The organism is Streptococcus sp. 20925_1_77, assembly GCF_041432125.1.
GTDB lineage: Bacteria > Bacillota > Bacilli > Lactobacillales > Streptococcaceae > Streptococcus.
The window spans coordinates 193,707-206,855 of the sequence record NZ_JAPVZB010000002.1 but is presented as its reverse complement, the minus strand read 5'-3'; the positions used below and the strand labels follow the sequence as shown (position 1 = coordinate 206,855).

General features: G+C 38.8%; 14 protein-coding genes, 1 pseudogene and 1 riboswitch. All 15 genes and pseudogenes read left to right on the top strand.

Annotated features, from left to right (window positions below):
• Position 1: 1 nt before the first annotated feature.
• The 15 genes and pseudogenes from efeB to guaC all read left to right on the top strand — a co-directional run bounded on the left by efeB (position 2) and on the right by guaC (position 13,021).
• Positions 2 to 1,207, top strand: a complete 1,206-nt coding sequence (efeB, locus tag O3626_RS02310) for an iron uptake transporter deferrochelatase/peroxidase subunit (RefSeq protein WP_371495026.1) — start codon at positions 2 to 4, stop codon at positions 1,205 to 1,207.
• The gene (locus O3626_RS02305; protein ID WP_371495024.1) at positions 1,185 to 2,870 is read left to right on the top strand and encodes an FTR1 family protein; all 1,686 of its coding nucleotides are present in this window, start codon (positions 1,185 to 1,187) and stop codon (positions 2,868 to 2,870) included. Before efeB ends, O3626_RS02305 begins: the two co-directional genes overlap by 23 nt.
• Positions 2,857 to 3,576, top strand: a complete 720-nt coding sequence (gene tatC, locus O3626_RS02300; RefSeq protein ID WP_070586191.1) for a twin-arginine translocase subunit TatC — start codon at positions 2,857 to 2,859, stop codon at positions 3,574 to 3,576. Before O3626_RS02305 ends, tatC begins: the two co-directional genes overlap by 14 nt.
• The gene (locus O3626_RS02295; protein WP_003007243.1) at positions 3,576 to 3,773 is read left to right on the top strand and encodes a twin-arginine translocase TatA/TatE family subunit; all 198 of its coding nucleotides are present in this window, start codon (positions 3,576 to 3,578) and stop codon (positions 3,771 to 3,773) included. The genes tatC and O3626_RS02295 overlap by 1 nt, the downstream gene beginning before the upstream one ends.
• 378 nt (positions 3,774 to 4,151) lie before the next feature.
• Positions 4,152 to 5,063 carry a hypothetical protein gene (locus O3626_RS02290; RefSeq protein ID WP_371495021.1) on the top strand — a complete coding sequence of 304 codons (912 nt, stop codon included), beginning with the start codon at positions 4,152 to 4,154 and terminating at the stop codon, positions 5,061 to 5,063.
• Between the two features lie 344 nt (positions 5,064 to 5,407).
• A complete protein-coding gene (locus O3626_RS02285; RefSeq protein ID WP_371495019.1) occupies positions 5,408 to 5,875 on the top strand; it encodes a hypothetical protein in 468 nt (155 codons plus the stop codon).
• Positions 5,872 to 6,747, top strand: a complete 876-nt coding sequence (locus O3626_RS02280; RefSeq protein ID WP_371495017.1) for a DUF4299 family protein — start codon at positions 5,872 to 5,874, stop codon at positions 6,745 to 6,747. Before O3626_RS02285 ends, O3626_RS02280 begins: the two co-directional genes overlap by 4 nt.
• A 204-nt stretch (positions 6,748 to 6,951) precedes the next feature.
• Positions 6,952 to 7,506: pseudogene (ifs, locus tag O3626_RS02275) on the top strand (NAD glycohydrolase toxin immunity factor).
• 40 nt (positions 7,507 to 7,546) lie between these two features.
• Complete coding sequence (locus O3626_RS02270) at positions 7,547 to 7,798, top strand: hypothetical protein (RefSeq protein ID WP_371495015.1); 252 nt, start codon at positions 7,547 to 7,549, stop codon at positions 7,796 to 7,798.
• Between the two features lie 69 nt (positions 7,799 to 7,867).
• Positions 7,868 to 8,296 (top strand): hypothetical protein, encoded by a 429-nt coding sequence (locus tag O3626_RS02265; protein WP_371495013.1) that lies wholly within the window; start codon positions 7,868 to 7,870, stop codon positions 8,294 to 8,296.
• 99 nt (positions 8,297 to 8,395) lie between these two features.
• Positions 8,396 to 9,055, top strand: coding sequence for a DUF6572 domain-containing protein (locus tag O3626_RS02260; RefSeq protein ID WP_371495011.1), 660 nt, complete (start codon positions 8,396 to 8,398; stop codon positions 9,053 to 9,055).
• Between the two features lie 153 nt (positions 9,056 to 9,208).
• Positions 9,209 to 10,096 (top strand): NAD glycohydrolase toxin immunity factor, encoded by an 888-nt coding sequence (gene ifs / locus O3626_RS02255; protein WP_371495009.1) that lies wholly within the window; start codon positions 9,209 to 9,211, stop codon positions 10,094 to 10,096.
• Between the two features lie 87 nt (positions 10,097 to 10,183).
• Complete coding sequence (locus O3626_RS02250) at positions 10,184 to 11,098, top strand: hypothetical protein (protein ID WP_371495007.1); 915 nt, start codon at positions 10,184 to 10,186, stop codon at positions 11,096 to 11,098.
• Positions 11,099 to 11,130: 32 nt separating this feature from the next.
• Positions 11,131 to 11,856 (top strand): alpha/beta fold hydrolase, encoded by a 726-nt coding sequence (locus O3626_RS02245; protein ID WP_371495005.1) that lies wholly within the window; start codon positions 11,131 to 11,133, stop codon positions 11,854 to 11,856.
• 181 nt (positions 11,857 to 12,037) lie between these two features.
• Positions 12,038 to 13,021, top strand: coding sequence for a GMP reductase (guaC, locus tag O3626_RS02240; RefSeq protein ID WP_049490864.1), 984 nt, complete (start codon positions 12,038 to 12,040; stop codon positions 13,019 to 13,021).
• Positions 13,011 to 13,106: riboswitch (purine riboswitch) on the top strand. (Overlaps the previous gene by 11 nt.)
• Positions 13,107 to 13,149: the final 43 nt, after the last annotated feature.

Here is a 13,149-nt window from a genome sequence, read left to right as displayed (position 1 = left end):
AATGGCTGACGAAAAATTTTTAGATAAAAAAATGGACCGTCGTGAATTTCTTAAAAAAGCAGGTATTGGAGGGGCTGGTCTAGCACTGGGCCTCTCTGGTGCATCTGCTTTTTTCGCTAATCAAGACAGTTCTAGTAAAAAAGCTTATGATGGGGATGAAGACATCTCCTTTTATGGCAAGCATCAAGCCGGGATTACGACGGCCATGCAGAAGGCTTGCTACTTGGTGGTGCTGGATCTTCACACGACGGACAAAAAAGAAGTCATCCAGCTCTTTAAAGACTGGACCGATTACAGTAGTAAATTAGTCGAAGGGCAGTTGGTTAAAAAAGATGGCGCTAATGCCCTCTTGCCGCCAACAGATACAGGTGAAACAGTAGGACTGAACCCCTATCGCTTGAGTCTGACGTTTGGTATCTCTGCTAGCTTTCTCAAGAAATTAGGTTTGGAGTCCAAACGTCCAAAGCTCTTTCGTGATTTGCCTCCATTTCCAAAGGAGCAGTTGCAGGACAAATACACTGGTGGCGATATCGTCATTCAGGCCTGTGCCGACGATGAGCAAGTAGCCTTTCATGCGGTCCGAAATCTCATCCGCAAGGGTCGCAATACCATCACCATGAAGTGGAGCAAGTCCGGTTTTGCAGCGATTGGTGACCGAAAAGAAACGCCGCGTAACCTCTTTGGCTTTAAAGATGGAACAGCAAATGTCACGACGGAGAAGGACTTTGATAAGGTCGTCTGGACTGACAGTAAGGACTGGATGAAGGGTGGTTCCTATATGGCTCTTCGACTTGTCCAAATGCATTTGGAAACTTGGGACCGGACCAACTTGCAGGAGCAGGAAAACACCTTTGGTCGCTACAAGGAGTCAGGCGCTCCATTTGGGAAAACCAACGAATTTGATGAAGTAGATTTATCTAAACTACCAGTAGATTCACATGTCCGTTTGGCCAAAGAAGTGGATCGTCCGATTTTACGACGTTCCTATTCCTATTCGGATGGCATCAATGAACAGACTGGGCAATTTGATGCAGGCTTGATTTTTATCGCCTTTCAAAAAGATCCAAACAGTTTTGTTAAAATCCAAACCAATCTAGGTGCAGAGGATAAAATGAACGAGTACATCACCCATATTGGAAGTGGACTCTTTGCTTGCTTTGCAGGTGTAGAGAAAGGAGGCTACCTTGGTCAAGCACTCTTTGAATAAACTCTTGATCTTGTTAGGCCTTCTTGCCTTGTTCTGGACTTATCCAGTGGCTGCGGAATCTTATAGCGATCTCTTTATCAAGATCACAGATGCAACAACCGCTGTAGAAAATAAGAACCAGGATAAGGCCAAGGAATTGATCGCTGAGATTCAGGATAATTTTGAATCCAAAGATCACCATGATTCCAAGGCAGGAAAAAAAGTTAGCCAAGCTCTAGCTATAAAAGGGGAGGTAACCAAAGAGGATCTCACCAAGATCTCATTAGCCTTGCTAGCTTTTGAAAAAGAGCAAAATCCGGTCGATTTAGAGGCGGAAAAAGACAAACTCGTGAGTCGACTCGCTCCTTATTTTAAGAACTTACAAGATGCCATTACAGCTAAGGATCTGGATAAAACCCGTCAAACCTATGCAGATCTCAATAATACCTGGACACGAAACGAAGCAGTGGTAAGGGATCACAGCACAGCCTACTATGGCAAAATCGAGACGGCCATTTCGCTCTTACGTAGTAGCATTGAAACAGAGCCTACCGACTTCACCAGCATCCAGTCCTCCTATGATGACCTCAAAAATGGGATTGATGCCTTTGTAAAAGGAGAAGCGATTAGCAGTGCCAGTACGGATTTGACACTGAAAGATGGGATCAAGCTTTTGGAGAAGGCGCAAAGCCAATTCCAATCCGGCGACGATAAATCTGCTGCAGCAACTATGAAGCGGTTCATCACCATCTGGCCAACCATTGAGGGGGATGTCAGCACGACCAATCCAAGTCTCTACACGCGCGTAGAGAGTGAATCCCCGGTCATTATGGTTAAGGGGAAAGAAAAGACCTATCAAGAGAAATTACAAGCCTTGATCAGGGACCTGTCTGCGATTGATACGACAGCTTCTTACAACGCTTTTGATGCCATGTTGATTCTTCTACGTGAAGGAGTAGAAGCGCTTCTGATCGTCATGGCCCTTGTGATGACCCTTAAGGCTGCTAAGATGAGGAAAGGCCTCAAATGGGTCTATGGTGGAGCTCTTGCTGGTGTTCTTGCCAGTGCAGCGATCGCTCTTGTTCTGCAAGTAGCTTTTCCAGCCGTTACTTCGGGCTCTAACCGGGAAATCATTGAAGGTGGCGTTGGGATTTTCGCTGTGGTCATGATGATCCTCATTGGAATTTGGCTCCACAGCAAGTCCTCTGTCAAACAGTGGAATGCCTTTATGGACCGTCAGATGAAGACCGTGACGGCTACAGGAAGCTTTGTCTCGATGTTTGCCCTCAGTTTCTTAGCAGTCTTTCGTGAAGGGGCTGAGACTATTCTCTTCTATGTCGGGATCATTCCGCGGATTACAACCGCGAATTTCTTACTGGGAATAGGGTTTGCCATAGCCGTTCTCATCATCATTGCAGTGGCTATGACTAAGGCTAGTCAAGCTATCCAACCTCATCGAATCTTTTTCATTTTGACGTGGTTGATTTACGCCTTGGCCTTCAAGATGCTCGGTGTCAGCATTCACGCCCTGCAGTTGACCAATATCCTCCCTAGCCATTTGGTCAATGGACTTCCAACCATCGATTGGGCGGGCATCTATCCAAGCTGGGAAGTTCTTCTTCCTCAAGGAATCTTTGTGGCCTTGATCGCACTCGTTACGGTGAGACAACATGACAAAGAGTAGAGCAGATGAAATGACCATTGTTGAACATTTGGTCGAATTTCGAAAACGATTGTTCGCAGTGGTCTTATGTTATATTATCGTCTTTCTGGTGGCTTTTGTATTTGGTGGAGAACTCTACCAAGCCTTGACTGCTAGCTTCCATCAAAAACTGCTGGTACTGGGACCGAATGATATCCTCTGGATCTATGTAGCGCTCGCTAATCTCACGGCTTTTAGCCTGACCCTGCCCTTTATTGTCTACCAGGTTTGGCAATTTGTAAGGCCGGCTTTGAAGGAGAAAGAGGCGCGTGCAGTCTTTGCCTACATCCCAGCTAGCTTTATTTGCTTTGTACTGGGGCTTGCATTTGGTTATTTCTTTGTCAGTCCAGCTATTTTAGAGGTCCTGATGCGCTTGGGAGAAGGGCTGTTTGATACCCAATTGACGGCACAAAATTATTTAACCTTCTTATGGCACACCACCTTGCCTTTAGGGGTCTTGTTTGAGTTACCAGTTTTGGTCGCTTTTCTGACCTCGATTGGGATCTTGACACCACAGTTTTTAATAACCTACCGACGTTACGCTTACTTTGTTCTGCTGGTCTTAGCCGTCGTGCTAACCCCTGCAGACTTTATCAGTGACTTGGCCATGACACTCCCTTTGATCCTCTTATTTGAAGTCAGTGTCGCCATCAGTAAAGTCATCTATTCAAGAAAAAGGAGAAACTAATGGGAATTTTACGTGATATTGGAGCACCAGGTTTGATCATCATCATCCTGGGCGCCCTCTTGATTTTTGGACCAAAACGCCTGCCTGAGTTGGGCCAGTCCATCGGCAAAATGTTTGCTGAGTTTAAGACTGCTGTCAATAAAGGCAGTGAAGAAGCCGATCAAGACACCAAAGAAGCTAAAGAAGAAAAAGAATAATCAGACAATTTTCAAAATTCTATTGAGTTCGATTGCATAAAAAGGTATAATAAGACAAGTACTTGCAATCGACGAAGGAGGAAACCATGATTATTACGATTTTGTCACTCATTTTCTATTTCAGCTATATCGGATTCTTATGCTGGTTGGTCGTAAAAATTGTCGAAAAATTGTTCAATTTCTTGTTGAACCGTTAATAAAGAAACAATCCATTTCACCCTGAGTGAGTGGATTTTTTTGTGTATCTAATTTCCCTAGCTAGTGACTAACTTGAACTTCAAACTGTATTTCGGTATGATAGTAGGGAATAGAATTACAGTTCATTTGCGAGGATCTGACTGAGCAATATGCAAAGGCTGTAGATAAGAAGGAGAAGGTATGAAGAGTTTTAAAAAGATTGCAATATTGTCCACGATTTTTGTTGCAATTTTGGGATTTTTTGTCTGGAAATACTACCAAGATAAACAAGAAAAAGAACATTATTACAATAATGTTTACACTTATAGCGGTGACTTCGAAATTGGTGATTATGAATTTCTAGGAGATAAGGGCGTCGTAGCAAAGTGGGTTAGTAAAGATCCGGAAGAAGATAAACAAATTCGTAAGCACCTTAAGAACGATCCACAAAGTAAGGTTGAATATCATAACAATGATGTTATCATGGCAGGTAAACGTTTTATCATTAGAGAGAATTTTAAAACGTTGTCGCGCAAAAAAGGTGGAAGTACCTATCGTTTATTAATCTATGATACAAAAGATCAAACTTTAAAAAAGAAAGAGGTTGATGTATTAAAATGGCTTCGAGAAAAAGGTGAAGGCTGGGGATTAAGTACAGTTGGTCCATCTTTAAATACACTGCCTAGCGGAAAAGAAGTGTTATCGGTCAATATTCAAAAGACTATAGAAAAAAAGGTGAATGGCATTCCGGTCTCTAAGACAGAAATTAAACCATATTATTTAGATTTGGAAACGGGAAAATTCATTGACTATCAGAAGGACAGCAAAAAAATAGAAGGATTATATTATTCAATTAATGAAAATTATCAAGGTGATTCTTCACCAGGAGATAAATTGTTACATTATGGTCTTGATTTGAACTATAATACTGTAAACATCAAAAATGAATTATTTGACCAAAATAAAGATCTACCTATTCAGAAGGAATATCCAAAGGCTTACAAAATTTTAAAAGAAAAGGATAGTGCATATTATCCAACTTTTAATGGTGATAGAAGTCCAAAAGAAATTCTTGATCATTTATCCCCACTTTTACCAGAAGGTAACCCATAAGTTTAAAAACGTAGACTTAATCATTTAATATCTAGTTGAAGTAGATTTCAAAATAATGTATGTCATTTTCTTCGGTAATTTTAAAATTGGTAATTAGAGACCCTGTGGTCTCTTTTTGCTTATCCAATTTCCCTAGCTAGTGACTAACTTGAACTTCAAACTGTATTTCGGTATGATAGTAGGTAATAGATTTACGGTTTGTTTGTGAGGACCCGACTGAGTAATATACAAGGGGCTGCAGATAAGAAGGAGAAGGAATGAAGTATACCTATAAATCTCTGCTTAGTTTGGGAGATTATAAAGAAGATAAAGGTAGTTAATATGACAGTTTATGGAGGGTTAGTATGCGTAAAGAATTTCTCGTTTATCAAAACAAACTATACTCGAATTTTGTGAATTATATAAATGACTATATCCTTCTTTCAAAAGATCCAGCGATGTTGGAAGAAGGCTACGTTCCCTATAGTTTCTATGTAGATGATGCCGGAGAAGGCGTATACGGGAAGCTTGTGCCTTATAGTGAGGTTAGTCAGAGGTATTCGGTTTATGATCGTGTCCTATATAAAGGTCAGGAATTTGCAATTGCTGGTCACAAGCGTGGAGATGATGATTTTACGGCACCTGATTCTTATGTGCAAATATTGGTTTCTGATAAAGAATTTTTAAATGAAAACAATATAGCAGATGGTGCGTCATTGATGGATGATAAGTACGGTTTTATCACGTATGTATCAGGAAAAATCCCTGTCAGCGAAGTAACGATTCTACGTCGTAGAAAGGATTTGCCAGTAGACCGAAGGAGAAAAATATGAAATCAGTTAATTTTACAATAAAAAGCAAGCAATCACTAAGAATTGGTGAGGTGCTTCAAGCAGAACTCTTTGAATGTTACAGCGTTTCCGCTAAGGATGCAGGATTAAAGCCATCTGCAGACTCTCTTATTTCGGATTTCCATTCTGTTCAGTTTGGAGTCAAAGGGAAGTCTAGTTTACGTTTCCGTCTAGCTTTTTACGGTCAAGCCTATCAGGTATCTGTTCCAGATTTGGCGACAGCTTCTGACTGGACTGGGGCCTTGATGTTCTTGAAAACCTTGCTCCTTATCTTAGATGTAAGTGTGTGTGAACATGATGGCATGGAGTATGATAAAGATTCCATTCTTGATTTTCATTTCACGGATATTTTCTTATCAGCTCTTTCAGAATTGACTAAGGAAGTAAAAGATCATCCTATCGTGGAAATTATGGGAGTGAAACGTCCTATTTACATCAATGAACTCTATCTAGGGCAGATTATCCATGTACCGGATGATCAACTCTTAAATAGTTATGACCAGCGCTTGCGCTTCACCCAACAGTTGAATGCTTATTACTCTGAGCAGCAAGTTTTTAAAGTAGAGCAGGATGGTGAGGATATCATTATCCCTATCAATTATCTAAATGGTGAATCGCGGACAGTCCTACCAGCATACCCTGAGTTGGAACCTCAATATTTGCAACAGTATCGAGGAAGTAAGGTTGCAGTAGCACGATTATTCATTATGACAGCCGATGGTGAAAAACTAGCCGAGGTTCCTTATCGACAATTCTTAGAGTCGTTAACCGAGGGAATCTATATGTTGGATGCAAAATACGTTCTCGTAGACCCTATTTCACCTGAGATGTTGCAGAAGTTATCACAAAACTGACATTCTAAAAAACTAATTTGTCTGTTCATGTTTGAAAAGTTTACCATCTGATAGTTTTTTAGGTGGTTTTCTTTTTCCTTAAGTTCTCCATTTTATTTTTCTGTATTCATTTTATGCTATAATAAGACAATGTTTTAATACCAAGATTCAACAATAGACCGAGTAATACCTAGAATAGGTAGAATTAACCTATGGAGTAAATAAATGCAGACATATAAATTGAAAAATAAAGAAAACTATCAAAATTTTGTAAAAGACTATCGTGAAATAATGAAGGAAGGGAAAGAAGCAGAAGCATTTCTTGGAGAGGATATTAGGTATCGTTTTCAACAACGCAACTCAATGATAACAGAATACACTGATATTCAGGTGTTGATGGAATATTGTTTATTCCCTCTATATGTAGTAGGTGATAAAGATATAGAGAAAATGACATTTGAGATATTTAAAGAGTTCTCTTTAAGTATTGATGAAAAGAAAATATGGCAAGTTACATAATATTTATTGCTTCAAGATTTCATTCTGGCGGAATATGAGCCTCTTCCTTTTGAAATTGATACAAGAAAATTAGTTCCTCTTATACTTGATACAATAGAAAAACTTCCTAACGAGTTAAAAACTAGTGGATATTATGCTCGATTAATTGGAAATATTAAATCAATTCCTTCTTTCAAGTATTATGAGGTGGAAAAGGTAGAGAAGATTCTTAAGGAATTCAAGGAAAAATACTACAATCCACCTAAGGTAGTAGAACTATAGCAAACACCATATTGAATGTGAGAGTTGTGGAGAATTTTAAATGACAAAACAAGAATTAGTAAATTTCATTAATAAACAAAGGGATAAGATAGGGATATTTCATATTGCGCTTAATGAACGATTTGAAGGACAATTTACCTTGGGCTACTATTACGATGAGAAGTCTAAACAATATATGGTGTATGAGATTAATGAGCGCCAAGATATTTGGATTAGAGATAAATTTATAAATGAAAATGATGCAATAGAGCGACTTTTTCTTTTGATAAAATCAACATTTTGGATAAAATAACCTCATATATAGTTAGATGTTTCAGAAATAGAATGATTAGAAATGATAAAACAATGTAAAAGGTGTTGTATGACAATAGAAATTCAGCAATACAAAAATTGTACGATATTAAATAACAACAATGATTATCAGATCCTATGGAGTAGGGGGAAAGAAGTACTTAACTTTCCCATTAGCCAGGAATTAGCAGAATGTGTTTCAAAATCAGACAAAGAATCTTTAGAGGTAATGTTTTATTGTGAACATCACCGTTGGCCTAAGGCAGATGAGTTAGAAGATTATAATCAATCGGATACGATTGTACATAGAGGCAATGGATTTATTGTATATGAGACAGACGGATATTACGAAATTGGTTTCTTTAAAGAAAATGGAGGAGCCATGGGGCCAGAGGTTTTCTATCCTATTACAAAAGCATTGATGGATAAGGCATTTGAATCTTCTAGAGGAGCATATGAGGTCATGATTTATGCTGAAACAGGGCACTGGCCTATTTAAAATATTGATAAATAAAAAATTCAAAAACTTCATATAAAGTTTCATTAGTTAGCTTCTCTTTTTAGTTAATAGATGATTGTCAAATAATAAAGGTGTAGAATGGAAACTATTTATTTAAGTCAAAAAGACATGTTGGAAATTTGTCAAGATGGTGATAAGTATTTCTTGCGTTATCCAACTTTTAATATTACCATGCCAGAAGTAGTTCAAGAAATCCCCAAAGAAGTTGCAGATAGTTATATGTCTGGAGAACATACTGGTAAAGAGTTGATGAATTATGCAGATTATGGTTTTTGGAAATCTAAAAAGCAATATACACAAGATGAATCCGATAAGCTCTTCATCGAAGATCATCCTTCCTTTATTTTGAAAAATCCTGAAAATAGTCGTTGTCTTTTCACAGCAGAGGAATTTAGACAAATTGTCACCAAAGCCATTGTTTCAGAACTGGAACCTAGCGAACTTGATGCAATTGGTATAGTTGATAGTCATTTAGAGCTTCTTCTGGTGGATCCAGTTGGCTGGGAGAAAGAGATAGAAGCAGTCCATCTGGAAATTCTGCAAGAAAAAATTAATAATTACATTCACTTCCTCGAAAGTAAGCAGTATGTAGAACGATACGGTGATAAGTTTGACAAAAAAGTCATCCATATCACATTCCAGTATTCTCCATCTGATAACGGTTTGGCCTTTCTCGCAGCGGTTCAGAAAGTGTTACAACCGACGGATATGAGCTTGAAGGTAGAATTGCCAGAGTAAAAAGGGGAGCGGAAACGCTCTCTTGATGATTTTCTATCTGCGATTGAACGTCAAGGCTATTATGAAATCAAAAATCCACGTGTCTATAAGCCTGGCACTAATGAAATTGAGCAAGTTGAAGGAATTTTTAGAATTAACCAATGGAGTAATTAAATGAAAATATATGAATCACCAAAGCCTAAAGAATATGAATCTTTTATTAATTTTTATCGTAGTGTGATGGAAGAAGGAAAAGAGGAAGAAGCTTTTTTAGGCACAAATCCAAAATATCGTATATGGCAAAGGGATTCTTATGAACTTGACAGTACAGATATTGGAGTACTAATAGAATATTGCTTATATCCTTTGTATGCGGAAGGTGATAGGGATATAGCGAGCAGAATCTTTGATATCTTGAAAGATTTTAGCTTATCTAATGATTTAATGAAATTAAAGAAGGTCACTCAATATATTTCTAATCAAAAATGGTTTGTAACGAATTATTATAATGTTCCATTTGTTATTGAAACAGATGAGTTAGTAAGAAATATTATAGAAAGCACTTCCCACCTATCAGATGAGCAGAAACGTACGTATACCTATGAAGGTTTGTGTAATGTATTAGAACGTAATCCAGAATACAGGCAGTGTGATGAAGAAAAAGTAGAGAAGATCCTTAAGGAATTCAAGGAAAAATACTATAATCCACCAAAGGTAGTAAAAACCATTAAAACCGTTGAGAAAATTGTACTAGACGTTACAAGCATCGATGCGATGGGGGTCTCTGATGACCATCTAGAGTTGTTGTTGATTGATGAAAACAAATGGATTGAGTCATTAGAAGAGGAACATCTCTTGAAACTTCAAGAAAAACTCAACAACTACATCTACTTCCTCGAAAGCAAGCAGTATGTGGAGCGATATGGTGACAACTTTGATAAAAAAATCATCCATATTACTTTCCAATATTCCCCATCTGATAACGGTTTGGCCTTTCTCGCAGCTGTTCAGAAAGTATTGCAACCAACAGATATGTGTTTGAAGATAGAATTGCCGGAGTAATACCAACCCCTCGTTTAATCGAAACAGTTTGTGGATAAACTAGAGAATTGATTAATAACTAACAATAGATAGGAGAATGTTAATCGAATGAAATACCTAAAGGCCCTCAGCTTTCGAACTAAGGCGATTGTGAGTTTGATTTTGTTAGCTCTCTTTGCCTACTCTGCTTATTCCTATGTCTGGCCTAAATATGTTCAGTGGAAGGAAGACCATGAAGTACAGATTGTTAAAACAAAGGTAGAAAGAATCGAAACTTTTGGATCTCAGAATCGCTATGTTTATTATGAGACGAGTGGAGCTAATGGATCTTTTGTTTTATCCAATTATTATGTTGCAACTACAGATAAGTTTATTGGTAGCGGATCTAATCAACCGGTTGGATTATCATTTGATGTCTATGATCTTAATCATTTGAAGAATCCACCGAAAACGATTAACGTGGTCGAGCTTTTACAAACCTATGATCAGAGATACAAACTGGACTTTCAGGCAAGAGGAGGATATTCGGATAATGGTAGAGATTATATGGTTCTTTCTTTGGTAAATAAGGAGAACGATAAAGATAAAAAAGAAGTTGCTTTAGATTTAGAAAGTGAGAAGATCACACGGGCACTTCCTGAAGATAAGACAGAATATAAATGGCGCCCTTTTTCATTTTCTTATACCAATCTAGCTGATATAGCTAATGAGTACGGTTTTATAAGCTATTATGATTTATCTTACAGAAAGAATTTTAAAGTAAGAAAAGACGTTCAGCTAAATTTTATTAAAGAATATCCTGAATATTTTAAGAGGAATGGAGGATTAGCCTTTATTGTAGTTAGACAAGGAGACTACAATGATCCGGAAGCTATTTTCCAAGATATGCGCCATTGGTTTGCGCCAGTTGGTCAGGATAAATTAGATGTTATTGCAACAGATCCAAAGACAAATGAGCAAACTCCGATCAACACGTATAAAGAATACAGGGAGTGGTACGAAAAACATCGAGATCACTTATAGTTTTTAGAATTTTAACAGTTAGGACAAAACACATGCAGTATTATTTTATTGGTGGCCTCGGTAGCAATAGCTACCATCTGGCTCCACTTATTGATGAGCTAGGCTTTCCTGTGACCTTTCTAGATCCCTATAGGGAAATGATTCAGACAGAAAACGATCTTCGTGATTGGTTTCAAGGTCAGATTGGCCAGGCGGAAGAGATCTGTTTATTGGGGCATTCCTTGGGTGGAGATTTGGCTCGTTATCTGGCTGCCGAGTTTCCTCAGATTCGAGCTCTGATTCTCCTGGATGGGGGTTATCTGGATATGGAAAAGATCCTGCCTCTTGAAGAAGAACTAGAAGGAACGGCGTCTTTCATGAAGCAGCAAGTTTTTGCGACTTTAGAAGAAGCTGTGTTATCCGAACTTGGTGATGGAGCAGATCCTACTCCTATAGCGCGAAAAGCGGTAGAGGCTAGCTATCGCTGGAATCCAGCGAGTGAACAATATGAATTAAATCTGGATCTAGAAAAGGTCTTGGCCTTATTGCGTCTACGGCGTCAGATCAAAGCTAACCAGATTTCAGTTGCAGACAAGCCTGTCCTATTTATCGGGCCTCGATACCAAGAAGAGCCTGAATGGAGAAAAGAAGCTCTGAAGCAACTAGATCCCCAGATCGAGCAAGTCTTGCTAGATGGTTTGGGGCACGAACTGTATACAGAGGCACCAGAAATTGTAGCTAGAGAAATCAACAATTGGCTCCAAAATGTTCATAAATAAAACCTGTTTCTCTTTTTGAAACAGGTTTTATTTTGTAATTTCCGAACGTTGTTTCCTATAAAATCATTCCCGTTGCATTAAGTCCGTATCTTTGGTATAATCTATCAAGGAAACGTCAAGAGACGTAGCGATGCGCTTGCGCATAGGTAGGTCAGTTTTTAGAAAAGAGATTTTTCAATCTATGTTAAATGAATTTCCTATTTTTGACTATGAAGATATTCAGTTGATCCCCAACAAATGTATCATCAATAGTCGATCTGAAGCAGATACAACTGTTCAATTTGGAAAACATACCTTCAAACTACCAGTTGTTCCAGCTAATATGCAGACGATCTTGGATGAGAATGTAGCAGAGCAGTTGGCGCGTGGTGGATACTTCTACATCATGCACCGCTTTGATGAAGCGGGACGGATTCCTTTTGTCAAACGCATGCATGAGCAAGGTTTAATCGCTTCCATTTCGGTCGGTGTTAAGGAATACGAATACGACTTTGTGAGTCAATTAAAGGCAGATGCGCCTGAGTACATCACTATTGATATCGCACACGGTCATGCGGATAGTGTCATTCGGATGATCCAACACATCAAGAAAGAATTACCGGATACCTTTGTCATTGCTGGAAATGTTGGAACACCTGAAGCTGTTCGTGAATTGGAAAATGCGGGAGCTGATGCGACTAAGGTCGGAATCGGCCCTGGTAAGGTATGTATCACCAAAGTGAAGACTGGATTTGGTACAGGTGGTTGGCAATTGGCTGCTCTTCGCTGGTGCTCAAAAGCAGCGCGTAAGCCAATCATTGCGGACGGTGGTATTCGGACCCATGGTGATATTGCCAAATCGATTCGTTTCGGGGCATCTATGGTCATGATTGGTTCTCTCTTTGCAGGCCATATCGAAAGTCCTGGTAAAACAGTAGAGATTGATGGAGAGTCTTTCAAAGAATACTATGGATCTGCTTCCGAGTACCAAAAAGGCGCTTATAAGAACGTCGAAGGTAAGAAGATTTTATTGCCTGCCAAGGGTCATTTGCAAGATACCTTGACAGAAATGGAACAAGATTTGCAAAGTTCGATCTCTTATGCAGGAGGCCGAAAATTAGCAGATTTGAAACATGTTGACTATGTGATCGTTAAGAATTCTATCTGGAATGGCGATGCACACTAATTGAATTACTTATTTATTTCACGAATGGGCGTGATGTTTCTACAAGGTGCCGGAACACCTAACAATAAGTAAGTCGGGATTATTTCTCTTTCTAGAGAGATTTCAAGGCTTGCTTAGCAGGCCTTTTT

Bases quoted from the DNA above. Each gene is read 5' to 3' on its own strand.
- efeB (WP_371495026.1), top strand. From the start codon at position 2: ATGGCTGACGAAAAATTTTTAGATAAAAAAATGGACCGTCGTGAATTT.
- tatC (WP_070586191.1), top strand. From the start codon at position 2,857: ATGACAAAGAGTAGAGCAGATGAAATGACCATTGTTGAACATTTGGTC.
- O3626_RS02295 (WP_003007243.1), top strand. From the start codon at position 3,576: ATGGGAATTTTACGTGATATTGGAGCACCAGGTTTGATCATCATCATC.
- O3626_RS02290 (WP_371495021.1), top strand. From the start codon at position 4,152: ATGAAGAGTTTTAAAAAGATTGCAATATTGTCCACGATTTTTGTTGCA.
- O3626_RS02285 (WP_371495019.1), top strand. From the start codon at position 5,408: ATGCGTAAAGAATTTCTCGTTTATCAAAACAAACTATACTCGAATTTT.
- O3626_RS02280 (WP_371495017.1), top strand. From the start codon at position 5,872: ATGAAATCAGTTAATTTTACAATAAAAAGCAAGCAATCACTAAGAATT.
- O3626_RS02270 (WP_371495015.1), top strand. From the start codon at position 7,547: ATGACAAAACAAGAATTAGTAAATTTCATTAATAAACAAAGGGATAAG.
- O3626_RS02265 (WP_371495013.1), top strand. From the start codon at position 7,868: ATGACAATAGAAATTCAGCAATACAAAAATTGTACGATATTAAATAAC.
- O3626_RS02260 (WP_371495011.1), top strand. From the start codon at position 8,396: ATGGAAACTATTTATTTAAGTCAAAAAGACATGTTGGAAATTTGTCAA.
- ifs (WP_371495009.1), top strand. From the start codon at position 9,209: ATGAAAATATATGAATCACCAAAGCCTAAAGAATATGAATCTTTTATT.
- O3626_RS02250 (WP_371495007.1), top strand. From the start codon at position 10,184: ATGAAATACCTAAAGGCCCTCAGCTTTCGAACTAAGGCGATTGTGAGT.
- O3626_RS02245 (WP_371495005.1), top strand. From the start codon at position 11,131: ATGCAGTATTATTTTATTGGTGGCCTCGGTAGCAATAGCTACCATCTG.
- guaC (WP_049490864.1), top strand. From the start codon at position 12,038: ATGTTAAATGAATTTCCTATTTTTGACTATGAAGATATTCAGTTGATC.